The organism is Amphibacillus sediminis NBRC 103570 (genome assembly GCF_001552275.1).
Lineage (GTDB): Bacteria > Bacillota > Bacilli > Bacillales > Amphibacillaceae > Amphibacillus_B > Amphibacillus_B sediminis.
Genome location: NZ_BCQW01000006.1, coordinates 87,190 through 111,578, shown reverse-complemented (window position 1 = coordinate 111,578; position 24,389 = coordinate 87,190). Strand labels below are relative to the sequence as shown.

Below are 24,389 nucleotides of genomic sequence, written 5' to 3'. Positions count from 1 at the left end.
TGAGATGACGTCAAGGAGTGCAAGAAGTGAGTAATGCTGAGCGTTTTATCGTAGCCTTTAATAAAATTGAGCAATTTTTTGAGCAAGAGCTTAATGATGCCCATTATGTTCCATTTGTTCGAGCTGCTCAACAGCTAAGCCAAACGAATACCGTGATTAATCGTTACCTTAATGACCTGCTTGAATTTTCTGAGCTTCGTAATGCGATTATTCACGAACGTACAGAAATACAATATACGATTGCAGAACCCCATGATCAAGTAGTTGAAGCAATAGAAGGGATGGTAGAGGAAATCACAGCACCTAAGCGTGTGATCCCCACCTTTCAAAAAACATTAACAACTCTTCAAATCGGTTTGAAACTGAAGGATGTTTTGGAAGTTGTCAACAAAACCAGTTATTCTCAATTTCCGGTCTATCACAATAAAGACTTTGTTGGGTTATTAACAGACAAAATGATCTTGCATTGGATTGCGACCCAAATGGAGCAAAACTTTTCTAATTTGTTTCAAATGCCATTAGCTGAAGTGATCTCACAGGACAACGAATCCGCTAATTATCGTTTCATTAATAAAGATACGAATATTTATCAAGCGGAAGATTTATTTATTAGCTCTATGAAACAGCATGAGCGCTTGGATGCATTACTTATTACGGAAGATGGTAAGCAAAATCAACCATTACTTGGGATGATTTCACCAAATGATCTGATTGAGATCCCATAGGCTAGCAAATTGTTTAACTTGATTCAGCAGAAATATCCTATATTTATTGCAGTGTAACTGGCTGGGACTGCGATTACTCGCCCCATCGAAGGGCTTTTGTAAGGCTCCCACTTCAAGAAATAAGGGAACACGTTATGTCTACGTGGGAGATCCAACAGCCAGTAACGGCCCGATTGGTTCAACTATCGTTCAGTAGGGGTATACCCAGCTGAATATAGTAAAAGCCGCTAGCGGATGCTACAGATTTTCAGTGGACATTTATCGAGTGAAGCTGGATAAAATCTGGACGTAATCCGTTAAAGGGCATTTGGTTGGCTTATAAGCTATGTGGTAGCATGTGATCGGCGTCAAACAAAACGGAATAACGATGATAGAAAATTAATGTTCAATTTAACGGACACGGAAGCCCATAGTGGTTACCGTGTCTTGTTAAATTTAATGGATCAGTTGAAGCAAGTAAATTGCGTATATGGTGAATGGTGGATAAAATAGTGAGCGGATAGATACCCCTTAAAAGAAGTTCAAAACACCCAATGATATCGCATAACATGGTTATCTCGTTCATTTTTCCGCTACTTATCTATTGAATGGCATTTGTACCGATGCCTTAGTCACCGTCCTGTGATTTGCTGGTCAATTTAAAAAATACTAAATAAAGCTAAAGAACGACTTGTTGTATTTGTTCTAATGATTATTTAAGGGATAATTTTAGTTTCAGATCACTTTACTAAATGAAGGGAGCAAGAGATAAAATTGAATCAAATAACTAGTGCTGATTTAGCAGCCAAAATCGCAGTAAATCAATCATTAAATATAATTGATGTCCGAGAGTCTCACGAGGTTGCTGTTGGTAAAATTCCAACAGCACGACATGTACCAATGAATCACATTCCAGCGTATCTTGACCAGCTTGATCCAAATCAACATTACTACGTTATATGTAGATCAGGTAAAAGAAGTGGACAAGTTGTTGAGTATTTAACGGAATTAGGTTACCAAGCGACGAATGTTGCCGACGGGATGCTAGCATGGACAGGAGATATTAAAAAGGCTGAATGAGGAGAAAAACTATATACTTTTTTCTGTAAGTATCTGTAAAAAACGAAATAAGTAAAACCGGTGAGGCGGCAATCCATTGAGTAATGATCTTTAAAATTTTAAGTGCAGAAAAATGAGCAGAAGTGAAAGGTGTTGCTTATTGAACAGCTTCTATTCTATCTACCGTTGTTAAAAGGCAGCATTCGTTAAATTTTGATTTGAGAGTGGACACAGACTATCACAATCGGAAATGATTATTTTAAATTAATCTAGTGGTTAGGTAGTAAGCATAATTAGATGGACTAAACGATATACTGGTGATAGAGGAAAAGTAACACTTATTAGGGAAAGAAGGGTTATTCAATGGCTTCAGCCACAGATTTAACCATATGGCTAGCACTAAGTGCAGGGGTAATGTCTTTCTTATCTCCTTGTACTTTACCAGTTTTTCCAATCTATTTATCTTATACTACCGGTATTAGTGTAAAGGTGTTACATAGAGAATTAGATTACAAAATTCGGGCACGTTTATTACTTCATGCTGTTTTTTTTCTTTTAGGGGTATCATCCATTTTTTTTAGTCTTGGTTTTGGGGCCACTATTCTTGGACAGTGGCTGCAGTCGATCTTGTTAGGTCGCTTTAGCTTGTTTATTCAACGTTTTGCTGGGTTATTTTTAATTATGATGGGACTTATTGTAACAGGTTGGCTTAAAGTTCCACAGCTTATGAAGGAAAAACGACTAATGATTAAGCGTGATGTATCTAGTCTTTGTTCTAGTTTTCTAATTGGCCTTGGTTTTGCTGCTGGCTGGACCCCATGTATAGGACCTGTTTTAGCATCGATTCTTATCTTAACAATTAGTAGTCCTACCCAAGGCTTGCTTTATATAAGCCTATATATATTAGGTTTTGCGCTTCCTTTTCTCCTTTTAACTTTTTTCTTAAGCTGTACGAAATGGTTAGTTAAATATAGTGCACGAATCTTGCAGTTAGGTGGTGTTAGCATGATTTTGTTCGGCTTTTTACTATTTACTGGACAAGTCGCCCGTTTGTCAGCCTTGCTGTTAAGATTTGTCGAAAGTACATGGCTTACCAATTTGGGATGAGGGGAGCGTTTTTAATTTGAAAAGAATTATCTTTTTCATAATTTTGATTTCCATGCTGGGATGGGCAATTTATGATTTTGCGATCAATTCAAAATCAAACCAAGTTGAACCTACTTTAATAGATGAACAAATAAACGATCAGCAAGATACGATCCAAGTGGGTACAGATATTGGAGAAATAGCACCTGACTTTGAATTAATCACATTAACTGGTGAGGTTATCCGATTATCAGATTACCGTGGCAAAAGAATCATGCTTAATTTTTGGGCAAGCTGGTGTCCACCTTGCCGAGCTGAAATGCCTGATATGGAGCGCTTTTCAAATGACTATAATGTTGAGGTTATCGCTATTAATCTAACTGAATCTGAATTATATATTGAGGATGTCCAGGAATTTGTAGAAGAATATCAGTTAAGCTTTATCATTCCTTTAGATGAAGCTGCAGCTGTAGAAGCTAAATATGGCATTCGTTCTGTTCCGACAACATTTATGATCGACACTAAAGGAATGATTCAGTATAAAATGCTTGGAGCCTTAACTTATCAACAAATGGTCGATGCATTTCATTTATTGGATTAACTAGGCGTTGAAAGTCAACGCCTTTAATGATGTTCATTCAATACGTTTTTGAGCAATTGCAGACGATTATTAAACAAGGCTGGATAGGATAATAATCCGAGCATTACACTAGTTAAAACAGCTGTAGTCAACAAGAGAAAAATAATTAGAAGCTGGAATTGAACCGCCTGAATCGGATCTGCACCAGCAATGATTTGACCGCTCATCATACCTGGTAGCTGAACTAATCCGATTGTTTTTTGATTTTCTATTGTTGGGATCGTACTTGCTTTTATCGATGTGATTAATTGTCGGTGAACAGCTTGTTTTGGTGTACCACCTAGTGATAGGATTAACTCAATTTGTTTTTCCTTATCGTTTACTTCATCAGTAAATCGATTTAAAAATAAAATAGCTAAAACCATGGCATTACCTACAACCATCCCACTAATTGGGATGACATATTGAGGTGTTGCTGGAATGATAGCTAATCCGATTAAGATTCCTTGTGTTATGACTTCAATCGTAATAAAAGTAAGGATGAGCTTCCACGTTATCCCCTTAATGGCTACCCCTTTTTTACGCGCATTTTGTGTTGCTGCCCCAATAATTAAGCCAACCATTAGTATTGTCATGATCAGATTATTAACACTAAAGACGTATTGAAGTAGATAACCAACTAGTAATAACTGAATGATTGAACGAATCGTTGCAATGATAATATCTTTTTCAATTTGTAATTTTAACAGATAAACAAGTACTAGCGGAATGAGGACAAACAGTAATGTTAAGGCTAAGGTTTGGAAGGACATTAATTTATTCCTCCTTTCACAAATTCCGCAACACGAGGATGAGTCGATTGATAAAGTTGTTTACTTGGTATTTGCTCTACCACTTTTCCATCCATCATAACCCATGTCTGATCTCCAACGTTTATAGCTTGCTCGATATTATGAGTAATCCAAAGAACAGTCAAATCATATTGAGTATGAATCGTTTGGATCAATGATTCAATCGCTTGGGCTGAAACTTGATCTAGTGATGAGGTTATTTCATCTAATAGCAAAATATTAGGCTTGTTTACAAGTGTGCGTGCAATCGAAAGCTTCTGTTTTTGGCCACCCGATAAAGTATGGGCAGATTTAGATAAGAAATGACGCTCAAGCCCAACTGAATCTAATACTTGCTCTGCTTCTTCTTTAGTAAAGGTTCGATTATGAAGCCGGGGTGCGATAGCTAAATTATCATAAACAGTGCCTGGTAACAGGATTGCTTCTTGTAAGACAATGCCTACCATGGTTCGAAGTTTGATTGGGTCGATATCCTCAATATTTTGATTGTGAATGAAAATATCACCAGAGTTAGCACTTCGTAGTCCATTTAATAAACGGAAAAGCGTCGATTTGCCAGAACCTGATGGTCCAATAAAGGTGGTTATTTTGTTTTTATGTATTTGCCCAGAGATATGATCAAGAATGAGCGTTTGCTGATCATAAAGGGTAACCTCTTTTAAGGATATAGCCTCAGTCAAATAAAACACGTCCTTATTATTTGTCAACATATATTATAGTAAATTTAGTTGAAAATTAACACCCTTCTGCTTTTGTTCCCAAACTGCTAGTTGTATTGGTGGCGGTTTTGGAATCAGTATAGCTTGCCCTAATTCAATCCCATTATAAAAAAAGTATATATCAATTGACTGAAAATAATTATTATATTATAATTATTATAAATTAATAAACAGAATAAAGGAGGCCTTATAGTTAGATTGGTGATTCTGTCATAGTTATGGAAGACAGAAGAGGAAAGCACTCAAGAAATGTGAAAATAGTGTGAATGATTCATTAGCTACAACACAAGCTATCGACAAGGATGTTTAAAGTCGAGTTAAAATGGGAAGAAGAAATACCGTAATAAAAATTAATGGATTAAAGTAAATGGAGGTTTTTTAAATGACTGCAAAAAAAGCATTACAAGACCATTTAAACCAATTAGTTGCCACACATGGTGTACTTTTTACTAAGCTACATCAACATCACTGGTTTGTAAAAGGAACGAACTTCTTTGTCTTACATGAGAAATTTGAGGAACTTTATAATGAAATAAATGAACATTTTGACGAATTTGCTGAACGTTTATTAACGATCGGTGGTGAGCCATATTCAACGCTACAGGAGTTTCTAGACCACTCCACAGTAAAAGAGAAGCCTTATACAACGGAAGTAAAGCAAGCTGATATGGTAAAGAGCGTGCTAGAGGATTTTCGTGTTCTTGTCACTGACTTAGAAAAGGGAATTGAATTAGCGGGTGAAGCTAATGATGATATTACGGAAGATTTGTTCATTGGTTACAAGACGGAAATTGAAAAACATATGTGGATGCTTGAAGCATACTTAGGATAGAACAAAACGTTGTTGTGACTTAACCGATAAAAAACACCTTCGAAAAGGTATTATGACAATACGATTTCGGAGGTGTTTTCATTTGGCTCAAAATCATGACGTTAGCTTAATCATCCACGGTTTTTTCATTAGCCTCTAGTACTCGGTTCATTTTCTCAATCAATCCCTCAAAATGAGGTTTTTTCACAAAATCTTTAGCACCTAGTTTTAAACATTCCTCTATGAGAAAGCTTGACCCCATAGCAGAACAAATAATAACATTGGCCTTTGGATTAATAGACATTATTCGCTTCAAAACATCAACACCTGCTAGCTTGGGCATATGGATATCTAATAAGATAATGTCAGGATTTGTTTTGCGGTATTGTAGAATTGCTTCAAACCCATTTGTAGCTTCTGCTGTTACACGGAAACCGTCCTGTTCTATGATTCGTTTTAACCATTTGCGCATGAAAGAAGAATCATCAACAACAAGTACGGAATGCATCTTAAGCCATCTCCTCTCATGTCTGTTAACTATTCTATAATAGCAAAAAGAGCACAAAAAAGCGATAAGCTTTTCTCGAAAATAAATGAATGCTTAGTATTTTTACATTGGTGAAACATCATACTGAAAAAGGGGATTGAGTGGTTTGCCATTAGTGGAAACGAAAGCTTGACTATACTAGCTAAATCCCGATTTAGGCTACTTTATATCGAGCTGCGCTCGATAAATTTCCGCTAAAAATCTGTAACATCCGCTTGGGGCTTTAACTTTAAACAGCCAAGGATGAAGCCCCTCTGAATGGTATAAACAGGCGTTCACCACTTATATTTTTAAATAAAGCTAAATGAAAAGGCTGATCTATTGTAGATCAGCCTATTTTTTAGCAATAAAAAGATGCTCCAACAATAATTAATAAAATGAACAAGACAACAATTAAAGCAAATCCACCGCCATAGCCGCCATGGGATGGATAGTGGCAACCACAACCACCACCGTAATACATACTTCTTCACCACCTTAACCGGATTTACTTTAGCATATGCCCGATTTTTAAATCGTGATAGGGCAAATGTCTCGGTTCAACGTTATTCAGCACCTTTCAAATTGCTGTGGTTATTAAGAGTTGAGAATCATCTCGTAAATAAAAAATTGAGTAATAACAATGGCCGATAATCTGGACAAAGATTACAAAAGGAGCTTAATTAATTTCTTATGTAACAAAGAGTACTATTGTTTTGTGCTTAGCCTCAAACAGATGAACATCGTTTTATAGAATAATCACTAAAAACCCTTGTTCAAGTACGCTGTACTTTAACAAGGGTTAGTTAAAGCTAAAAAGAACATGTGGATATGTTTATAAAATCTCTTCAATTGCTTTGGCAACACCATCTTGCTCATTCGTATCTGTTACATAGCTACATGTTTTCTTAACACCAGCCTCGGCATTCCCCATTGCAACTCCACGCCCCACAACTTTGAGCATGGAAACATCATTAAAATTATCTCCAATCGCCATGACGTCGGCTAAGTCAATACCACGTTCATCAGCTAGTAGCTTAAGGGCAACCCCTTTTTGTGCCTCTGGATGGTTAAACTCAGCATTGTCAAAGCCAGATGATGTAACAATTAAGTCAGTTCGATTGCGGAAAGGACCTTTAATTCGTTCAAGGCCATCTGCTTCAAGAGAGAATGCAAGTGCTTTAAATACATTAATTTCTGGATTATTAAATACTTCTGAGAAATCCTCTGTAAAAATAAATTCTTCCTCTTGAAAACGTTGCTCTGCTCGTTTTTCAATTTGTTCCCGTGTTGTGCCAGGATGAGCTGAGAGCATAATATTAACAAGGACATCCATAAAGTTAGAGCGATCCATGGAAAATACACCTTGATTAGTATAAAGCTCAAAATAAGCATCTTCTTTGGAGACAACGGAATGAATTTCCTTAACTACTGCTTTATCCATCACAATACCATTTTTAAATGTTCCATTTAAATCATACATATTTGCGCCATTTAAGCAAATAATCGGGCAATTTAAGCCAGCCTTCTGAATCGGTCGAAAAGCTGATTGATATGATCTTCCTGTTGCCACAACGACTTCAATATCTGCTGCCTGTGCGTTGCGAATTGCTTGTGCATTTCGTTCACTTACTTCACCAAGTGGTGATAGTAATGTTCCATCTAAATCTGTTGCTATCATTTTTACCATAAAAAAGCGCTCCTATCTAAACCAATCAAATAATTTAATTTCTCTATTTAGCATACCTGAGATTTTGCCTTACAGCAATAAATTGAATGTAATATCCTTGTAAAGGTTAGCAAAATTAAACTTATTTACCTCATCAATGCAATGCACATAAGCCAAGTAAAAAAACAAGCGCGTTACTTTCTGGGCAGATAAGGTAACCCTAGAGTAGGATTAGTTTTTCCTTATAAACCCTTTTCATTACAAAGGATCAATAGCTGAATAAAGTTAAAGCCTTCGGCGGATGCCGCAGATTTTTGATCGAGCTGAGCTTGATAAAATCTGAGTACAAATACGCTAAGGCGCCTTTGACTAAAGTCACATCCAGTTTATTCATCAGACTAAACCCAGTTGTTTTAAACCATTATAAATCCCATCATTATTCACTGTGCTCGTTCGGTATTTAGCATATTTAAAGAGCTCAGGGTGAGCATTCCCCATTGCAAAGCTTTGTCCGACGGTAGCAAGCATTTGTCTATCATTAAGTCCATCGCCAAATGCTACAGCTTGTTCAGGTTTTATTTCAAGTAATTTCAATATATGTTTAATGGCTTTCCCTTTATTAACATGATCTTGGATGACGTCATAATTATTGGTCATTCCTTCAACATTAACTGGGGCAAAAAATATCGGTTGATCAGTTTGATAAAGACCTTCTTGTTCTGGTGAAAGATTCATAATCGTAATTCCTAATATCTCATCGACAAATGCAGGCTGATATAATTGATTATGTTTAATATTAAAGTATGTAATAAAGCGTTGAACATAGCTTTTATCCAAATTTGTGAATAGATTAGCCTCTTTCGTATAAAGGACAAGCTCATGATCGTGCTTTGAAGCTACGTTCAAATAATGGGTTACAACAGATCGATCCATTGGCCTCTGGTAAATTGCTTTATCTTGATAGACTGCATATGCGCCATTGTAGCCGATCATGGATTGAATACCTAATTCATCTGCAATCGGCCCTAATTCATGAAGCGGGCGCCCAGTTGCTAGAAAAACAAGAATACCTTGGCTTGTTACATAATCAATGGCTTTTTTTGTGGAAGCCTGGATACTATGGTCAGGAAGTAAGATGGTACCATCAACATCAAGGAAAATAATTTTTATCTTTGGCATTGTTTGTCCCCCATTTAATCAGTCTAGTAGTTCAATATTAGCATATTATGATATAGTTAATAAAGAATAGCAAAAGTAAGCGAGGGATACATATTTGTCAGGATTTAATCAGCAATTTATTCTATCCATTATTTTAATTGGGCTAGGTTATTTACTAAAGGTGACAGGATTACTAAAGGAAACAGATGGTGAAGCAATCTCACGCCTTATTTTTAACTTAACTTTACCTGCTTTAATCATAACTTCGTTCTATCAAGTTAAGTTTGATTGGTCGTTACTTATTTTAGTAGCAGCTGGTATTCTAATGGGCTTTCTCTTTGTTTTACTAGGGGTTATTTGCTTTAATAGCGAATCGAGGTCAATCAAAGGAATGCTAGTGATGATGCTACCTGGGTATAACATTGGTTTGTTTGCTTATCCATTAGTAGAAGGCATATGGGGAGCAGAGGGGATTAAATACTTTGGTATGTTTGATGTTGGCAATGCCTTTATTGTGTTTGGTTTGTCCTATTTAATCGGCAGCTATTATGCAGATAATCATAGTCAACTTACCGTTAAAGCGTCTTTCAGAAAACTATCACAATCGATTCCATTAATGTCCTATTTTATTATTTTTATTCTCAGCATATTACAAATTGACATCCCAGGGATAGCAATTGATCTGGCGGAAATTATCGCTATGGCTAATATGCCGTTATCTTTGTTACTGCTGGGACTATACCTTAACTTTAGTGTAAACCGCTTCCATATCCGTTTAATGACAAAGTTTATCGGGTTACGCTATGGTGTTGCACTTATCATTGCGCCATTACTATATTGGTTATTACCGGTAGACAGTATGATCAAATCGACCCTTTTAATTGGATTCCTATTACCTATTCCGCTGTCGTTAATACCATATGGTGTTGAATTTAAATATGATAAACAATTTATTGGAACATCCTCAAATGTCACGATGTTACTAAGCTTTGCTTTGATCTGGGTTATTGTCAATCTTATCTAATTGAAAGGGGATTGGCACAAAAACAAATATTGTGGCCTTTCATAGGCAGTTCAACAAGCCTTTTTATGGAACAATTAATGATCAAAACACGTACTGCTAACTGCTAAGCTTTTTTTACTTTTAAAACAGACAAACCTCTGATAAAATTCAATTTTATCGGAGGTTTGTCGACAGTCTAAAATGAGCATCATTTATGCTCATTATTCGTCATTAAATACGTTGGAGATAATATCATTTAGTTCTCCTTTTTTTACCATGTCTTGAAATAGATTCATAGATTTGTCTAAGAGATCGGGATTATCTTTAAGCAGATTAAATATTTCTTTCATATCTTTAGGCTGATCCGTCATCGTTACCAACTCCTTTTTAAGCAATTGCTTAGGTAGATTGCTTGAAACTAATAGTTTTTTTCCTTTAGTACAGACATTCTGCACGTATGTCCTAACCTTTGGATTTTTCCATAGAGCTTTAACCTCTTTAACTAAATAGAGCAGTTGTTCATTGACACGATTTCTTTGTGATTCTGGAACTAAAGAATGAAGGCATTCGCTTTTATTAAGCTTTGAAGTTAGTGAGCTAGCTTGATCAGCAGGAATAAAGCGGCGTCTGCCATTAACTTTAATCGTAACTAGCGACATGTCTTGAAACCCCTCCTTTCAGCATCATTATATTGCTACTATATGTCTACCTTAGCGATTGGTATCGGTCATCTCTCTTCGTTTGCTGAAAAATGAGTAAACCATCGATGAGTTAATTATCTATTTTTAATAGATATCCTCTATTTATCCATTCAACATTATTAGAGATAGCATAAGTTATCATGTGAGTACTCACAGTAAAGGGAGAGGAGGGAGATCAATGGCTATTATTGCGGCTTTAGCGCTACTCTTCTTTTGGTTCTTTATTTTTACTCCAATTGTGATATTCATTGCTGTTCTTGCATTTTTGGGTGTATAATTCTAGAGGAGGATGAGACAAAAAGATCTTAGTAAATAGAAATGAGTACACGAAGAACTTGAACGGGCAAGCGTTGGCTTGCCCATTATTTATTTGCTGTTTATCGGATCACAAGCGGATTTTCTCCCAGTATAACTGGCTTTAAGCCTCCCGCTTCAAGAAATAAGGGAACATGCCATGTCTAAGTGTGAGATCCAACAGCCAGTAACGGCCCGAGTGGATCAACTAACGTTCCGCGGGGGAGAAGAAGCTGACTAAGTTCACGACGTCGTGTCGCAACGTCTGCACGAGCACATCCTATGCGTCGAACCCCTCCTGAATGAAGTTTCACTTTATCGACTGGAAAAGTACGTTGAGTTAGTTCTTACACTATACTCGTAATAACTTTAACAGACGAAAATATTCAAATATTTGGATCATAATGACTATTAACAAGCTAGCTTTTTCGTTATAATAAAAGTATAAATGATCAGAAAGGCGGTAATAATTTTGGCAAGGATTGTATGTGATTTCTTTTCGGAAGCGCTTTCTTTAAATACGACCATGACGGTGATGTTACCAGAATCGTCTTATCAGCAAGCTAGTGGCAATAAAGGACGATTACATCCAACATTATATCTACTTCACGGCTATAGCGATGACCACTCGATCTGGTCAAGAAGAACATCAATTGAACGTTATGCTGCTGAATTAGGTCTAGCTGTAATCATGCCAGATGTTGACCATAGCTTTTATGCCGACATGACTTATGGGAAAAAGTATTGGACATTTTTAACTGAAGAACTACCAGAAAAGGCACGCTCTTTTTTTCCATTATCATCAAGAAGGGAAGAAAATTTTGTTGCGGGATTATCGATGGGTGGTTATGGTGCATTTAAATGGGCGCTTAATAAACCTGAACAATTTGCAGCAGCGGCTTCCTTATCAGGTGTATTAGACATAGCTAAGCATAATCTTGAGCGTAAGGATAATGATCATCCAATGGCCTTGACGATGTATAATGCTTTTGGGGGTCAAGATATTAAGGATACTGAGCATGATATCTTTTATTTGATTGAAAAACTTGCAAGATCTGATCAAGATAAACCGATGCTGTATCAAGCTTGTGGAACCGAAGACTTTCTATACCAAGACAACCTTGATTTTAGCAAGCTAGTTGATCGGCTTCGATTTGAGGTAACGACAACCTTTGACTCTGGCTCACATGAATGGAGTTACTGGGACCATCATATTCAACACGTATTAAAATGGCTGCCAATCTCTAAGCATAATGAGTCTAATCCATCTCAATGACTGAACCATTGAAGCATTTTTAAAAACTTTTGCAAGACAATGCCAATGAGGATAAAGTCACGATCTAACTAGCGAGTTGTAGAAAGACAATGCTGTTTGATCTTATTAAACCGAATATGAAGATTGATCAAATTAAAGTACTGCCTTACGCTTGGAACTGCAGATACATACAAAAATAAAAACAGTTGGTCATTCGATAAAGGTCTCGTATCTTGAGTTGCAATAAGGATCAAATATAAGGAAAAGCAAGGTACCGGTTCCCAAAAGAAGATTTTAGGGACCGGTACCTATTGGGTGACGCTGATTCAGTAATTTGTTCCGTATTTGTTTTTAGATTAAACTTGCAAAAATATTGTAAAAATGAAAAAGAGAACGATTAGATCGCTCTCTTTAGTAAGCCGTATTAGTTTTTAACAACGTTAGCTGCTTGTGGTCCACGGTTACCTTCTTCGATATCGAAAGTTACACTTTGACCTTCTTCAAGAGTTTTGAAGCCTTCGCCTTGAATAGCTGAGAAGTGTACGAATACATCATCTTGACCTTCAACTTCGATAAAACCAAAACCTTTGTCTGCGTTAAACCATTTAACTGTACCTTGTGCCATATTACTTTTCCTCCTAGTGTGGTTATACCACACAATGTATTACTATTCTTGCTCAAGCATCAAAACGAAAACTTTCACGTTGTTAGTTACTTGAAGTGTTTTGTCGAACAAAATAGCTATTGTCATTATAACAAGACCGTTTGATAAATGCAACCCTTTACGTTAAAAACAAAAAAGTAATCGATTTGGTGTGCTAACTTTTGGGGTAATAGTATCGAATTATTTGTCCCTTTCTATCCACCTTTATCGCAGTGTAACTGGCTGGGGCTGCGATTTACTCGCCCCATCGAAGGGCTTTTGTAAGACTCCCAGTTCAAGAAATAGGGGAACACATCATGTCTAAGTGGAGATCCAACAGCCAGTAACGGCCCGATTGGTTCAACTAACGTTCAGTGGTTAAAGAGGGAGCTGACTCAGTTCGCGACGTCGTGTTGTAACATCTGCACGAGCACATCCTATGCGTCGAAACCCCCACTGAACGAAGTTTCACTTTATCATAGCTTTGTCATAAATAACATGGTCTTTTGCTTGTTCAAAAAAATTTGATCAACTGTCATTTAGGTGATGTCATATTTTTTATCTTGCATAGAGTAGTGATTAAAGATAGTATAGTAAAGGTATTGCAGACGAAGAGATCGACCTTTTGTGTGGAGGGGTTAACATGAATAATAAACAATCTATTTATGGATTAACGCAAGAGCAATTAACGGAATGGTTTGTAGATCGAGGAGATCAAGCATTTCGTGCTAAACAAGTGTGGGACTGGTTATATGTCAAGCGAGTCCGTGATTTTGATTCGATGTCTAACCTAAATAAATCAACCAGAAAGTTATTAATGGATTGCTTTACACTTGACCCGCTCGTAGAAGAGCTCAAGCAAGAGTCAAAAGACGGCACGATAAAATTTTTATTTAAATTAGCAGATGGTCATTTAATTGAAACAGTATTAATGCGCTTTTCTTATGGACTATCAGTATGTGTAACGACACAGGTGGGATGTAATATAGGTTGCACTTTTTGTGCAAGCGGACTACTCAAAAAAAACCGCGATTTAACTAGCGGAGAGATCGTTGGACAAATTATGAAAGTTCAGCACTATTTAGATATGCAAAGTCAAGGTGAACGGGTTAGTCATATCGTGGTGATGGGGATTGGTGAGCCATTTGATAATTATGATCACACGATGAATTTCCTTCGTATTGTCAATGATCAAAAGGGTCTTTCCATCGGTGCTCGTCACATTACGGTATCGACTAGTGGGCTAGCCCATAAAATTAGAGCTTTTGCTAACGAACCCTTACAAGTTAACTTAGCTGTATCATTACATGCCCCAAATGATCACTTGCGAACGAAAATAATGAAAATAAATAAGGCATTTCCAATCGCTAAATTAATGGATGCGATTGACTACTATTTAGCAACAACTAATCGTCGTATCACGTTTGAATATATTCTTCTTAAAAATGTTAATGATCATAAAGAGGAAGCATTAGAGCTAGCTAAATTGTTAAAGAATAAGCGCCATCTCTCGTATGTTAATTTAATTCCTTATAATCCAGTTGAAGAGCATAATCAATATGATCGAAGTGAGAAGCAAGCGATTCTTACCTTCTATGAAACCTTGCTAAAAGAAGGGATTAATTGTGGCGTGCGGGTCGAACAAGGTTCAGATATTGATGCTGCTTGTGGCCAATTAAGAAGCAAGCAAATGAAGAAAGCCAATTAAATTTAGTTTAAAATAATTTTTTATAGTAGGACAAAGCATGAAGTTGTTTTTTTACAGGAGATCCGGGATTTAACAGTCATGGTTAGCTCCTTTCTCCTGTGAAAAATCATGTTAAAGTGTGACAGGGTACGTTTAATCCCAGTTCAGCTTTAAAATCTCAATCCCTGCTTAGCAATTTGGCATCTATTTAGAAATCATGCGAAAGGTTTTCTATAGTTGAATACTTTTCGGATAAATAAATATTGGTGTATTTGCTAATTCTGTTATTTTTTTTATTAAATTTGCGCAATCGATTGCTTTTTGTGTTAGAATAAGATGAAATGACTATCTGTAATCTTATATATCGGATAGTGAACCAATTAATGCAATCGTTTTCCTTCGGTTATGCTTTTATTACATTTAAGCTACAGGGTAAAACGGAAACAAATCATAAGCGTTGACAGGGGGAGTAAGTAAATGAAGAAGGTTTGGTGGAAGGAAGCCGTTGCTTATCAAATTTATCCAAGGAGTTTTAAAGATTCTAATCATGATGGCATTGGGGATCTACAAGGAATCATTGAAAAATTGGATTATTTGAAGGAACTGGGTATTGATGTTATTTGGATTAGCCCAATCTATCAATCGCCTAATGATGATAATGGTTATGATATCAGCGATTATCAAGAAATTATGAAAGATTTTGGCACAATGGAAGATTTTGATCAGCTATTAGCGGCGACACATCAACGCGGCATGAAATTGATTATGGATTTGGTTATTAATCATACGTCAGATGAGCATCCATGGTTTATTGAATCACGCTCATCAAAAGATAGTCAATATCGTGATTATTACATTTGGCAGCCAGGTGAGAATGGCAAGGAGCCAAATAATTGGGCTTCTATCTTTGGTGGTTCTGCTTGGGAGTATGATGCAACGACTGAGGAGTATTATTTGCACGTTTTCTCAAAGAAACAACCCGACCTCAATTGGGAAAATCCTAAGGTGAGAAATAGCCTATATCAAATGGTTAACTGGTGGCTTGATAAAGGGATTGACGGCTTCCGAGTTGATGCCATTTCACATATTAAAAAACAAAAAGATTTTCCTAATTTACCGAACCCAGAAGGTAAAGCTTATGTAGAATCCTTCGCAGGTCATATGAATCAACCGGGAATCGATAAGTTCTTAACTGAATTTGGAGAACAAACCTTAAAGAATTATGATATTATGACGGTCGGTGAAGCTAATGGAGTGAAAATTGAGGATGCCGAGCAATGGGTAGGTGAAGAGAAGGGTTATTTTAATATGATCTTTCAATTTGACCATCTCGGCTTGTGGCAAAACAGCATTGATGGTGGTCTTGATTTACCGAAACTTAAAAAGGCATTAACCAATTGGCAAAAAGGATTAGATGGAATCGGTTGGAATGCTTTATTTCTAGAAAACCATGATCAACCTCGTTCTGTTTCTACGTGGGGGGATGATACTTATTTAAGAAAAACCTCAGCCAAAGCATTAGCAACCTTATATTTCCTTATGCAAGGTACCCCGTTTATTTATCAGGGGCAGGAAATCGGGATGACCAATGTGCAATTTGATTCAATTGATGATTATAATGATATAGCGATAAAAAATTTATATAATGAGCAATTGGGGTTAGGGAAGACACACAAAGAAGTAATGGAGATTATTTGGAGAACAGGACGTGACAATTCTCGAACTCCTATGCAGTGGTCAAGTGAGCCAGAGGCGGGCTTTACTACCGGAAAGCCATGGATGAAGGTGAATCCGAACTATCCTGAAGTCAACGTAGAGCAGGCGTTACGTGATCCTGATTCGATTTATCATTATTATCGTCAGCTTATTACATTACGGCGATCATCAGATAGTTTAATCTATGGCAGCTATGACTTGATTGCTGAAGAGCATCCCCATGTGTATGCTTATACCCGTACAGGAGCTAATCAGCGTTATTTGATTATTGTTAATATGTTTAATTGTGACACTGAATTTGATTTATCAGATTTAAGTGATCAATTTGAGTTGAAAATGAGTAACTATAAGTTTACAGAAACGAATCATTGCCAGTTATGTATACGACCATATGAAGCACGCGTTTACCTATTAAAATAAACACAATAAAAGGAGAGAGTGGGATAATGCTCTCTCCTTTGTTGATTAAAAATAGGATTCTTGATTACCTTTTTCAAGTAATGCCCAATGACAAAGAATCCGTTCGATTAAGTCAATCCCTTTAAAAATCAATAGTCCAAGTAAGCTAATCGCGATAATGCCAGCGTACATATCTAAATAGTCAATTCTAATCCAAGCATCCATAATAAAGTAGCCAATTCCGTAGGTCGTTGCATAGTTCTCAGCAAAAAAAAGAACAGATATACTTGTTCCGACACTAATTCTTAAGGCGGTCAGTAGCTTTGGTAAAATGGCAGGTAGGATTAAATGCCGATAGCTTTGCCACTTGGTCGCGCCTAAAGATTGTATTGAATAAAACAACATTTGATTTAATCCCTTTACACTATCTCTAATAGAAACAAGAAGTTGAAACACTATAATAACTGTAATTAAAATAATTTTCGAGCGATTTCCTAGACCAAATAAAATCATAAAGATTGGCAGGAAGGCAATCTTGGGTAGTGGAAAGAGTAAGTAAATGATCGGACCAAACAAACGGTCATAACGTTCGTGTAACCCTAACCATAATCCTATTGTTGTACCAACTAGAACAGCGATAACAACAGAAATAAATATACGCGCGAAACTTGCTCCTAAATGTGGCCACAATGATCCGGTAATCAAAGAGAGAAAAACATTAATCGCGGCAAGTGGGTGCGGGACTACGGCTGAATTTAAGCTGTAATGCAGTAAAAGCCAGCCAACCAGAATCATTAAGGTGGCATAGATCGTTCGATTTTTATCAATTAAACGTTTAATCATGTTCAACACGCTCCAACTCAGACCGAAGCTTCATACACATTTCGTGGTAAGCAAGCTGGCTTCTTAAATCCTCAGATCCGAAATAAGGGTTATCGATAACGGTTTTAATTCGTCCTGGGTTTGGCTGCATAATAATGATTCTCTTTCCAAGAAATACGGCCTCTTCAATGTTGTGGGTAACGATTAACATGGCCATCCTTCTGACTCGATAAAGCCCGAGTACGACTTGCTGTAATTCCTCTCGAACGATTGTATCAAGTGCAGAAAAAGGCTCATCCATCAATAATAAATCAGGTTCAATTGCAAGTGCCCGAGCAATAGCTACACGCTGCTGTTGACCGCCACTAAGCTGAATAGGGTAACGATCAGCGTATTCTGCAATATGAAGTTGCTCCAGGATCGCTTGAACTTGCTGTTTGATTTGCTGTTTAGGACAATGACGAATCTGAAGTCCTAGTGCTACATTTTGTTGAACCGTTTTCCATGGCATCAGTCCGTATTCCTGAAGAATGACTCCGGTTGAAGCTCTAGGCTTACATACTTGAGCTTGGTTAATCGATATATGTCCTTGGCTTGGTTTAATTAATCCAGCTATTGCTAATAATAATGTACTCTTACCACAGCCTGATGGTCCAATAACGGCAACACTTTCATGTTCGTTAATGGCCAGGCTAAGCTCTTTCAATGCACATGTTTGATGATAATGAATGGTTAGTTGTTCAATTTTAATCATATTCACAGATCCCTTTTTAGCGGTTTGGCCAAATCCAAATGATAAGCGTCTCATCGTATTGTTTGCTCGTTATGACTTTATCAGTTTAAAAAGCAGGTAAGCTATGGTCTCGATTGATAGACCTTATCAGCAATCATTGTTTGATAACTAACAGTTAAATTGATATCTTGAATGGATTCAACCCACTCAATAACTTGATCGATGTAGGCTTCACTTGGTACACGTGCCAGGTGGTAGTCAGGTAAGGTAATTAAATCGCGAATCTCAGGATTAAGCTCGAGCTCTTCAATTAGAGCATCTAAAGCTAACTCGGGATTTGCTTGGATAAGCTCAACAGCCTGATTATAACCTTGAGTGAATTTAATGATTGCTTCTTGATTATTGGCCAATGATTCAGATGTAAAAACCATAGCCTGTAATGATTCCCCTTCATCATCTGTTATCGTGATCTGCTTGTTTAACCCATTAAGTTCCCCTTGTGAAGCAGCTGGTTCAGGGATAAAGCCAATATCAAGCTGACCAGTTGCAATCATTTCTAGTCTTGCAGGGATTTCAGCGATATAGACTTTGTTAACCTCATATTGAGGGACTACATATTGATCCGCTAAATAGTTTGACACACTGATTTCCATTAAACCAAGTTCTTGTGTCTGATCTTCGACAAAATTGTCATTTGTTAAAAAAGCAAAGCTCCCGTCTGTGCTCATAACAATTTTAGTTTCAAATCCATTATGTAGGTTGTTTAAAAAAGCAATTAAATCAGTCATCGCTCCATCCAGCTCGTTAGCCTGAAGGGCGCTTTGGCGATTGTTAGCATTTGAATAAACTGTTGCCTCAAGCTCTAGTCCAAGCTCAGCAAAGATTCCCTCGCGTTCAGCAACAAAAATGGGTGCGGAATCTACGGCTGGCATTAAGCCTATTTTCAACGTGTCTTTATTTTGTTGTTGATCGGTTTTAGTTTGATTGTTCTCAGCTGCTTGACACCCCCATAAAGTTAAAAGAGTAAGTAGCAACATAAAAGTTATCTTTTTTAATTTCATCGTAATCCCCCTGAAAATAGTAATCTATTGAAAAGACAGCCTTTAGTTTATCGAAAATAGCAACAATTATCAATGTGAAAATAAGCACAATTTTATGAACTTTTTTGACTGATAAAGTCAGTAAATAAAGGAATAAACGATTTTATCATGTTGACTATTTCACAAAAAAGAGTAAAATGAAGGCCAGTGTGTTTGTCTATTCAAATTAGGAATAAAAGGGGTTAGTCAAAAGTGGAAGAAACGTTCGTGCGAGATGATTTTGGACAGCGATTAAAAGCTATTTTAAGAGATTATTTCTTTGCAACAAGACCATTATCTTTAACACTTGCTCTTTACTCGACGACCATCGGTATTGTGATCGCCTATCATGAAGGTTATTTGTTTAATCAAGATGAATTTTTTTTGGATTGGATTAAAATTCTTCTTGTAACGGTCGCAGGGCTATTTGTTCAAACAGGAGCCAATTTAATCAATGATTATTTTGAGTGTGATTATAAAGATCGACACCAGAGCTTAGTAAGGTACCATTTCTTAGGGAAAACACGGACATTATTTGATATTTCAATTTTTCTCCTTGGGGTCCTTGCATTTGTAATCACAGGTGTAATAGGCCTGATTCTATTATGGCTTAGCTCGGGCGCTGTATTGGTAGTCGGAATACTAGGTATAATCGGCAGTTATGCGTATACGGGTGAGCCAATTGTTTATAAAAAAAGAGGTTTAGGAACCCCGCTGTCATTCTTATTAATGGGACCTTTAATGATATATGGAGCTTACGTGGTTTTTGCAGAAACATTTAGCTGGTCACCGATTTTAATTGGCATGCCAATTAGCTTAATCATCCCTGTTTTAATGCTTAGTAATGAATTACGTGACTATCATCGGGATAAAAAGCTTGGCATTCGAACCATGACGGTAAGGCTTGGATTTAAATTCAGCAAATGCCTATATGTGTGTTTGCTTATTCTTTCTTATAGTCTAGTTGTGGTTTACATATTGGCTAAGCTTGTCCCAGCTCATGCAATATTAACATGGTTAACGATTCCACTGGCTATTAAAAGTATTCAATTAATTGCAGCGAATGAACGAGCAGTTGTGCCACAAACCAATAAACTGCATCTAGCTTTTGGAATGATACTGATTCTATCTCTCTTGTATAGTTAAACTTATCAAGTAGATGCTTTTTGTAGGTGCGTTATCTTGTTAAAATATCGTTGTAGAGCTTAGTAAAAGTAGAACTAATCATTTGATAGGTTAAAGATTGTGAGAAGCTGTGATGACTAAATGGGTAAGGAAAATTGAGATAATTGTATCTCTTGATCGCATTGTAACTGACTGGGGCTGCGATTACTTGCCCCATCGAAGGGATTTTGTAAGCCTCCACTTCAAGCAATAAAGGAATACGTCATGTCTAAGTGGGCGATCCAACAGCCAGTAACGGCGATTGTTCAACTCACGTTCAGTGGGGGATGGAGGAAGCTGACTAAGTTCGCGACGTCGTGTCGCAACGTCTGCACGAGCATATCCTATGCGTCGAAACCCACACTGAACGAAGTTTCACTTTATAAGTGGTGAGATAAATGTCTATCAACCCCCGGCTGAATCAAGTTAAAGCCTCCATAGTGGAAATTTATCGAGCTTCGCTCGATAAAATCCAACCTCAAATACGCCAAGGCATATTTGACTATTTAAATCCATGCTATGTCCACTTATAAGGAGTTTCCTGATAGACGTGATAGTTCAGCCAGTTGGAAAAAATCAAATATGCTGATGAGCGCCATTTATTATTAGGTTGGCTAGCTATATTATCGTCTGGAAAGTAATGAGCAGGTGGATTAATATTTAAGCCTTTGACTAAGTCTCGCTGGTATTCCTGCGCTAGAGTATCAGCATCATACTCAATATGACCTGTTATCATGACATGCTTTCCATTATTTGAAACAATTAATAATGGTCCTGCTTGATCAGAGTGGTCTAATATGGTTAAGTCTTGATGCGCTTTAATGGCTTCAAGATCGATATTAGTGTAACGAGAATGTGGTGCACGAAACTGATCATCGATCCCCCGAACAAGTTTGTGTGTCGGTACAATAATGTCATGTCTAAAGATCCCACTAATTTTTTCTTCACGCTCAGACTTACCGATCCCATAGTGATAGTATAGTGCAGCTTGAGCTCCCCAGCAGATATGCAATGAAGAGGTGACGTGTGTGTTTGACCAATCCATAATATCAACCATTTCGTTCCAATAATCGACTTGTTCAAAGTCAAATTGCTCGACGGGAGCGCCAGTGATAATCATGCCATCGTACCGCTGATCTTTGATATCTGAAAATGTTTGATAGAACTGATCTAAATGTGATCGAGCTACATTTTTTGATTGGTAGCTTTCAGTATGGATGAAGTCAGCGTAGACTTGTAGAGGCGAGTTACTAAGCAAACGTAAAAGCTGTGTCTCTGTTCGTTCTTTTTCAGGCATTAAATTTAAAATGAGTAGCTTTAACGGTCTAATATCTTGATGTGAAGCACGCTCAGACTCCATAATAAATATATTCTCTTTTTCTAAAATCGAGCCTGCTGGCAACCCCTTTGGTATGTTGATTGGCATCTCATTCTCCCCCTAATCTCTTTTTCGCATGACTAGCTATTATCGTTCATTATAGCCATCTTTACTTTAATCAGCAACAGCTAATTTTGATTATTCTGATAATAAAGAAATCCAGCCATTTGTGTAGCTATTGGCTGGATTTCTGATCTACTTGCGATCCATTTCTGACAAAGTTTTAATCGCATAGCAAAAGTTCGTCTCAATTTTTTGCAGTAAATAAAAAGGTGGCGGCACTGGGAAAGCCGATCTCAGCTAATATTGTAACCCAGTATTGTGCTGACATTAGCATGAGCCCCTTACAATTGGAACGGTTATACACTAATTAAAGCTCTATTTCTTCAATCTGACGCTCAATCACTCTAGCACTGGCTTTCTCTACTAAACTGTCCCCAGCTGTAGAGAAAGCACGAATAGCAATAATTTGATCCATAGCTGCACGAATCGCTTGTTCATTAATTGGCTCAATGGGGTCATCTAGTGTCAGTGTTACTATTCGATTTTGTTGATTTCTAAATTTAAGTTCTAATGTTTTCAACTGTGTTCACCTCCGATCACGTTATTTTCATACTTTCGTTTAACCTTCAGAAAGAATAGCCGTGTCATTTCTACGAACCATATGAAGTGGATGCTTTTGCAGTGATGCAAGTGTTTGAGCTACGTTTAATAGTTGTTCCGATGTAGCTTCAATGCTGATGTTGTTAAATGATTTAGTTCTAGTCACAGGATCACCAGTTTGTTCATTTAAACCCACTTCAAATAATAACTGGAGTCGAGAATCTATCGTTTCGGTGATAGCCATATCAACACCTCCTTTCATTACTATAATCGAAATTAGTGGCCAAAGTGGGCCTATCGAAATCTGATGATATTAAAATCAGCAGCCATCAAAGAAATATGCTATACTTAAATTAAAGAATTAGTATATTGCATAGCCATCGTGTTAAGACGTTGTTTCTCCGGTGGCTGTGATCGAGATAGAGATAAAGGGGGATCAGCTAAATGAGTGAGCAAGCTGTTATTTTTTTCGATATTGATGGCACATTACTTGATCATGATAAGAAATTGCCAGACTCCACTAAACAAGCTATTGCAGAATTGAAGGCAGCTGGACATGTTGTAGCTATTGCAACGGGGCGTGCACCGTTTATGTATGAGGAGTTAAGACAAGAGTTAGAAATTGATTCATTTGTCAGCTATAATGGCTCCTATGTAGTAGTTGAAGGAAAGGTTGTTTTTACCAATCCATTAAGTAAAGAAGATTTATTACGTTTAACAGAGGAAGGCTTATCACAAAATCATCCAATCGTCTTCATGGATGACCAAGATATGCGCGCTAATGTGCCAAATCATGAATACATTGATGAAAGTATTGAATCATTAAAGATTGGCCGCTTTCCTAGTCATGACCCTAATTACCATCAAGGACGTGAGTTGTACCAATCCTTATTCTTCTGTGCCGAAGGTGAGGAAGTGTATTATCAGAACAAATATCCTATGTTTGAATTTGTCCGTTGGCATCCAGTGTCGGTGGATATTTTACCTAAAGGTGGTTCGAAAGCTAATGGGATTAAGCATGCTGTACAAGTCCTCGATATTCCTCAGGAACATGTTTATGCCTTTGGCGATGGCTTAAATGATGTTGAAATGTTAGCAACGATTAAAAATAGTGTCGCAATGGGAAATGGTGAGCCCGAGGCAAAGGATGCTGCCAAGTTTGTCACCAAAGATGTATCAGAAGATGGTATCCTGCACGGATTGAAAATGGTTGGCTTACTATAATAAGCAATTTAACTGATCTAAAAGTGCTCAATTGAGCTTTTAGGTCAGTTTTTTCGTGGTGTGCTACCCCCTTGTAGGGATTAAATTAATCGATCCGACGTACTGACGAAGGGATAGATATCGTGATTCGGCTATCGTAACGCTAGAATTTGGATAAGAAGGTTATGATGTTTGTTAGGTATTTTTTCAAACTAACTATTCGAGTGGAAAAGATTCTGCTAATATAGTAGCTGAGCTCATTTTAGCTAAGTAGGTGATCAAATGACATGTAAAGGATGCTCAGCTTCAGTTCGACATAGTCAAGCTGAAGTTGCTGAATTAATTAAAGAACAACTCATGTTAGAAGATGATTTAGTTGACGATGATGTTTATCAGGCTAGGCTGGTAACTTGTGAAAGCTGTCCGCATTTGCAATATGAGACAACCTGTGGTTATTGTGGCTGCTTTGTTGCATTTCGTGCAAAATTAGCCTATAAAAAATGCCCTGATCCAGCTGGTGCTCGTTGGGGATAAAAGCGAGGAGAC

Annotated in this window: 26 protein-coding genes; 12 read left to right on the top strand and 14 right to left on the bottom strand. The window is 37.2% G+C overall.

Annotated features, from left to right (window positions below; all coding sequences use genetic code 11):
• The first annotated feature begins 26 nt into the window (after positions 1-26).
• The 4 genes from ASE01S_RS06325 (at position 27) to ASE01S_RS06310 (ending at position 3,450) form a co-directional block, all read left to right on the top strand.
• On the top strand, positions 27-725 hold the full coding sequence (locus tag ASE01S_RS06325) for a CBS domain-containing protein (RefSeq protein WP_067840060.1): 699 nt from the start codon (positions 27-29) through the stop codon (positions 723-725).
• 753 nt (positions 726-1,478) lie between these two features.
• Complete coding sequence (locus ASE01S_RS06320; RefSeq protein ID WP_306303213.1) at positions 1,479-1,784, top strand: rhodanese-like domain-containing protein; 306 nt, start codon at positions 1,479-1,481, stop codon at positions 1,782-1,784.
• Positions 1,785-2,126: 342 nt separating this feature from the next.
• On the top strand, positions 2,127-2,870 hold the full coding sequence (locus ASE01S_RS06315) for a cytochrome c biogenesis CcdA family protein (RefSeq protein ID WP_067840055.1): 744 nt from the start codon (positions 2,127-2,129) through the stop codon (positions 2,868-2,870).
• Between the two features lie 16 nt (positions 2,871-2,886).
• A complete protein-coding gene (locus ASE01S_RS06310; protein WP_067840052.1) occupies positions 2,887-3,450 on the top strand; it encodes a TlpA disulfide reductase family protein in 564 nt (187 codons plus the stop codon).
• A 23-nt stretch (positions 3,451-3,473) separates the two neighbouring features.
• Here ASE01S_RS06310 and ASE01S_RS06305 read toward each other — a convergent pair whose 3' ends face one another.
• A complete protein-coding gene (locus ASE01S_RS06305; protein ID WP_067840048.1) occupies positions 3,474-4,241 on the bottom strand; it encodes an ABC transporter permease in 768 nt (255 codons plus the stop codon).
• Positions 4,241-4,960, bottom strand: a complete 720-nt coding sequence (locus ASE01S_RS06300; RefSeq protein ID WP_245630332.1) for an ABC transporter ATP-binding protein — start codon at positions 4,958-4,960, stop codon at positions 4,241-4,243. Before ASE01S_RS06300 ends, ASE01S_RS06305 begins: the two co-directional genes overlap by 1 nt.
• A 421-nt stretch (positions 4,961-5,381) precedes the next feature.
• Between ASE01S_RS06300 and ASE01S_RS06295 the strand changes: the two genes are divergently transcribed.
• Positions 5,382-5,831: a Dps family protein gene (locus ASE01S_RS06295; protein ID WP_067840044.1), complete on the top strand. Its 450-nt coding sequence runs from the start codon at positions 5,382-5,384 to the stop codon at positions 5,829-5,831.
• A gap of 106 nt (positions 5,832-5,937) precedes the next feature.
• Here the strand turns inward: ASE01S_RS06295 and ASE01S_RS06290 are convergent, their stop codons facing one another.
• From ASE01S_RS06290 to ASE01S_RS06280, 4 genes are all read right to left on the bottom strand, one after another.
• Positions 5,938-6,318: a response regulator gene (locus ASE01S_RS06290; protein ID WP_067840041.1), complete on the bottom strand. Its 381-nt coding sequence runs from the start codon at positions 6,316-6,318 to the stop codon at positions 5,938-5,940.
• Positions 6,319-6,697: 379 nt separating this feature from the next.
• Positions 6,698-6,820 (bottom strand): YjcZ family sporulation protein, encoded by a 123-nt coding sequence (locus ASE01S_RS15495; RefSeq protein WP_083512034.1) that lies wholly within the window; start codon positions 6,818-6,820, stop codon positions 6,698-6,700.
• A gap of 351 nt (positions 6,821-7,171) precedes the next feature.
• Entirely contained in the window at positions 7,172-8,026 is an 855-nt protein-coding gene (locus ASE01S_RS06285; protein ID WP_067840038.1) for a Cof-type HAD-IIB family hydrolase, read from the bottom strand.
• A 372-nt stretch (positions 8,027-8,398) separates the two neighbouring features.
• A complete protein-coding gene (locus ASE01S_RS06280) occupies positions 8,399-9,184 on the bottom strand; it encodes a Cof-type HAD-IIB family hydrolase (protein WP_067840035.1) in 786 nt (261 codons plus the stop codon).
• Between the two features lie 94 nt (positions 9,185-9,278).
• On the opposite strand from ASE01S_RS06280, the gene ASE01S_RS06275 reads away from it, so the two are divergent.
• Positions 9,279-10,187 (top strand): AEC family transporter, encoded by a 909-nt coding sequence (locus ASE01S_RS06275; RefSeq protein ID WP_067840031.1) that lies wholly within the window; start codon positions 9,279-9,281, stop codon positions 10,185-10,187.
• 200 nt (positions 10,188-10,387) lie between these two features.
• Here ASE01S_RS06275 and ASE01S_RS06270 read toward each other — a convergent pair whose 3' ends face one another.
• Positions 10,388-10,825: a hypothetical protein gene (locus tag ASE01S_RS06270; RefSeq protein ID WP_067840027.1), complete on the bottom strand. Its 438-nt coding sequence runs from the start codon at positions 10,823-10,825 to the stop codon at positions 10,388-10,390.
• Positions 10,826-11,633: 808 nt separating this feature from the next.
• On the opposite strand from ASE01S_RS06270, the gene ASE01S_RS06265 reads away from it, so the two are divergent.
• Positions 11,634-12,437 (top strand): alpha/beta hydrolase, encoded by an 804-nt coding sequence (locus ASE01S_RS06265; protein WP_067840024.1) that lies wholly within the window; start codon positions 11,634-11,636, stop codon positions 12,435-12,437.
• Positions 12,438-12,840: 403 nt separating this feature from the next.
• Here the strand turns inward: ASE01S_RS06265 and ASE01S_RS06260 are convergent, their stop codons facing one another.
• Positions 12,841-13,041 carry a cold-shock protein gene (locus tag ASE01S_RS06260; protein WP_067840020.1) on the bottom strand — a complete coding sequence of 67 codons (201 nt, stop codon included), beginning with the start codon at positions 13,039-13,041 and terminating at the stop codon, positions 12,841-12,843.
• A gap of 661 nt (positions 13,042-13,702) precedes the next feature.
• Between ASE01S_RS06260 and rlmN the strand changes: the two genes are divergently transcribed.
• Positions 13,703-14,767 (top strand): dual-specificity RNA methyltransferase RlmN, encoded by a 1,065-nt coding sequence (gene rlmN / locus ASE01S_RS06255; RefSeq protein ID WP_067840016.1) that lies wholly within the window; start codon positions 13,703-13,705, stop codon positions 14,765-14,767.
• Between the two features lie 456 nt (positions 14,768-15,223).
• On the top strand, positions 15,224-16,882 hold the full coding sequence (locus ASE01S_RS06250; protein WP_067840013.1) for a glycoside hydrolase family 13 protein: 1,659 nt from the start codon (positions 15,224-15,226) through the stop codon (positions 16,880-16,882).
• 45 nt (positions 16,883-16,927) lie between these two features.
• Here ASE01S_RS06250 and ASE01S_RS06245 read toward each other — a convergent pair whose 3' ends face one another.
• The 3 genes from ASE01S_RS06245 to ASE01S_RS06235 form a co-directional block, all read right to left on the bottom strand.
• Positions 16,928-17,704 carry an ABC transporter permease gene (locus tag ASE01S_RS06245; RefSeq protein ID WP_067840011.1) on the bottom strand — a complete coding sequence of 259 codons (777 nt, stop codon included), beginning with the start codon at positions 17,702-17,704 and terminating at the stop codon, positions 16,928-16,930.
• Entirely contained in the window at positions 17,697-18,437 is a 741-nt protein-coding gene (locus tag ASE01S_RS06240; RefSeq protein WP_217995641.1) for an ABC transporter ATP-binding protein, read from the bottom strand. Before ASE01S_RS06240 ends, ASE01S_RS06245 begins: the two co-directional genes overlap by 8 nt.
• A 101-nt stretch (positions 18,438-18,538) precedes the next feature.
• Complete coding sequence (locus tag ASE01S_RS06235) at positions 18,539-19,477, bottom strand: ABC transporter substrate-binding protein (RefSeq protein WP_067840005.1); 939 nt, start codon at positions 19,475-19,477, stop codon at positions 18,539-18,541.
• Positions 19,478-19,708: 231 nt separating this feature from the next.
• Between ASE01S_RS06235 and ASE01S_RS06230 the strand changes: the two genes are divergently transcribed.
• Positions 19,709-20,641, top strand: a complete 933-nt coding sequence (locus ASE01S_RS06230; protein ID WP_067840001.1) for a prenyltransferase — start codon at positions 19,709-19,711, stop codon at positions 20,639-20,641.
• Positions 20,642-21,176: 535 nt separating this feature from the next.
• Here the strand turns inward: ASE01S_RS06230 and metA are convergent.
• The 3 genes from metA to ASE01S_RS06215 form a co-directional block, all read right to left on the bottom strand.
• Entirely contained in the window at positions 21,177-22,085 is a 909-nt protein-coding gene (gene metA, locus ASE01S_RS06225; protein ID WP_067839997.1) for a homoserine O-acetyltransferase MetA, read from the bottom strand.
• A 322-nt stretch (positions 22,086-22,407) separates the two neighbouring features.
• Positions 22,408-22,620 (bottom strand): DUF2922 domain-containing protein, encoded by a 213-nt coding sequence (locus tag ASE01S_RS06220; protein ID WP_067839994.1) that lies wholly within the window; start codon positions 22,618-22,620, stop codon positions 22,408-22,410.
• Between the two features lie 39 nt (positions 22,621-22,659).
• On the bottom strand, positions 22,660-22,884 hold the full coding sequence (locus ASE01S_RS06215; protein WP_067839990.1) for a DUF1659 domain-containing protein: 225 nt from the start codon (positions 22,882-22,884) through the stop codon (positions 22,660-22,662).
• A 200-nt stretch (positions 22,885-23,084) separates the two neighbouring features.
• Here ASE01S_RS06215 and ASE01S_RS06210 point away from each other — a divergent pair, with 200 nt between their 5' ends.
• On the top strand, positions 23,085-23,864 hold the full coding sequence (locus ASE01S_RS06210; protein WP_067839987.1) for a Cof-type HAD-IIB family hydrolase: 780 nt from the start codon (positions 23,085-23,087) through the stop codon (positions 23,862-23,864).
• A 261-nt stretch (positions 23,865-24,125) separates the two neighbouring features.
• Positions 24,126-24,377 carry a DUF6171 family protein gene (locus tag ASE01S_RS06205; protein ID WP_067839984.1) on the top strand — a complete coding sequence of 84 codons (252 nt, stop codon included), beginning with the start codon at positions 24,126-24,128 and terminating at the stop codon, positions 24,375-24,377.
• Positions 24,378-24,389 lie beyond the last annotated feature (12 nt).

Bases quoted from the DNA above. Each gene is read 5' to 3' on its own strand.
- ASE01S_RS06315 (WP_067840055.1), top strand. From the start codon at position 2,127: ATGGCTTCAGCCACAGATTTAACCATATGGCTAGCACTAAGTGCAGGG.
- ASE01S_RS06305 (WP_067840048.1), bottom strand. From the start codon at position 4,241: ATGTCCTTCCAAACCTTAGCCTTAACATTACTGTTTGTCCTCATTCCG.
- ASE01S_RS06295 (WP_067840044.1), top strand. From the start codon at position 5,382: ATGACTGCAAAAAAAGCATTACAAGACCATTTAAACCAATTAGTTGCC.
- ASE01S_RS06290 (WP_067840041.1), bottom strand. From the start codon at position 6,318: ATGCATTCCGTACTTGTTGTTGATGATTCTTCTTTCATGCGCAAATGG.
- ASE01S_RS15495 (WP_083512034.1), bottom strand. From the start codon at position 6,820: ATGTATTACGGTGGTGGTTGTGGTTGCCACTATCCATCCCATGGCGGC.
- ASE01S_RS06285 (WP_067840038.1), bottom strand. From the start codon at position 8,026: ATGGTAAAAATGATAGCAACAGATTTAGATGGAACATTACTATCACCA.
- ASE01S_RS06280 (WP_067840035.1), bottom strand. From the start codon at position 9,184: ATGCCAAAGATAAAAATTATTTTCCTTGATGTTGATGGTACCATCTTA.
- ASE01S_RS06270 (WP_067840027.1), bottom strand. From the start codon at position 10,825: ATGTCGCTAGTTACGATTAAAGTTAATGGCAGACGCCGCTTTATTCCT.
- ASE01S_RS06260 (WP_067840020.1), bottom strand. From the start codon at position 13,041: ATGGCACAAGGTACAGTTAAATGGTTTAACGCAGACAAAGGTTTTGGT.
- rlmN (WP_067840016.1), top strand. From the start codon at position 13,703: ATGAATAATAAACAATCTATTTATGGATTAACGCAAGAGCAATTAACG.
- ASE01S_RS06250 (WP_067840013.1), top strand. From the start codon at position 15,224: ATGAAGAAGGTTTGGTGGAAGGAAGCCGTTGCTTATCAAATTTATCCA.
- ASE01S_RS06245 (WP_067840011.1), bottom strand. From the start codon at position 17,704: ATGATTAAACGTTTAATTGATAAAAATCGAACGATCTATGCCACCTTA.
- ASE01S_RS06240 (WP_217995641.1), bottom strand. From the start codon at position 18,437: ATGATTAAAATTGAACAACTAACCATTCATTATCATCAAACATGTGCA.
- ASE01S_RS06235 (WP_067840005.1), bottom strand. From the start codon at position 19,477: ATGAAATTAAAAAAGATAACTTTTATGTTGCTACTTACTCTTTTAACT.
- metA (WP_067839997.1), bottom strand. From the start codon at position 22,085: ATGCCAATCAACATACCAAAGGGGTTGCCAGCAGGCTCGATTTTAGAA.
- ASE01S_RS06215 (WP_067839990.1), bottom strand. From the start codon at position 22,884: ATGGCTATCACCGAAACGATAGATTCTCGACTCCAGTTATTATTTGAA.
- ASE01S_RS06210 (WP_067839987.1), top strand. From the start codon at position 23,085: ATGAGTGAGCAAGCTGTTATTTTTTTCGATATTGATGGCACATTACTT.
- ASE01S_RS06205 (WP_067839984.1), top strand. From the start codon at position 24,126: ATGACATGTAAAGGATGCTCAGCTTCAGTTCGACATAGTCAAGCTGAA.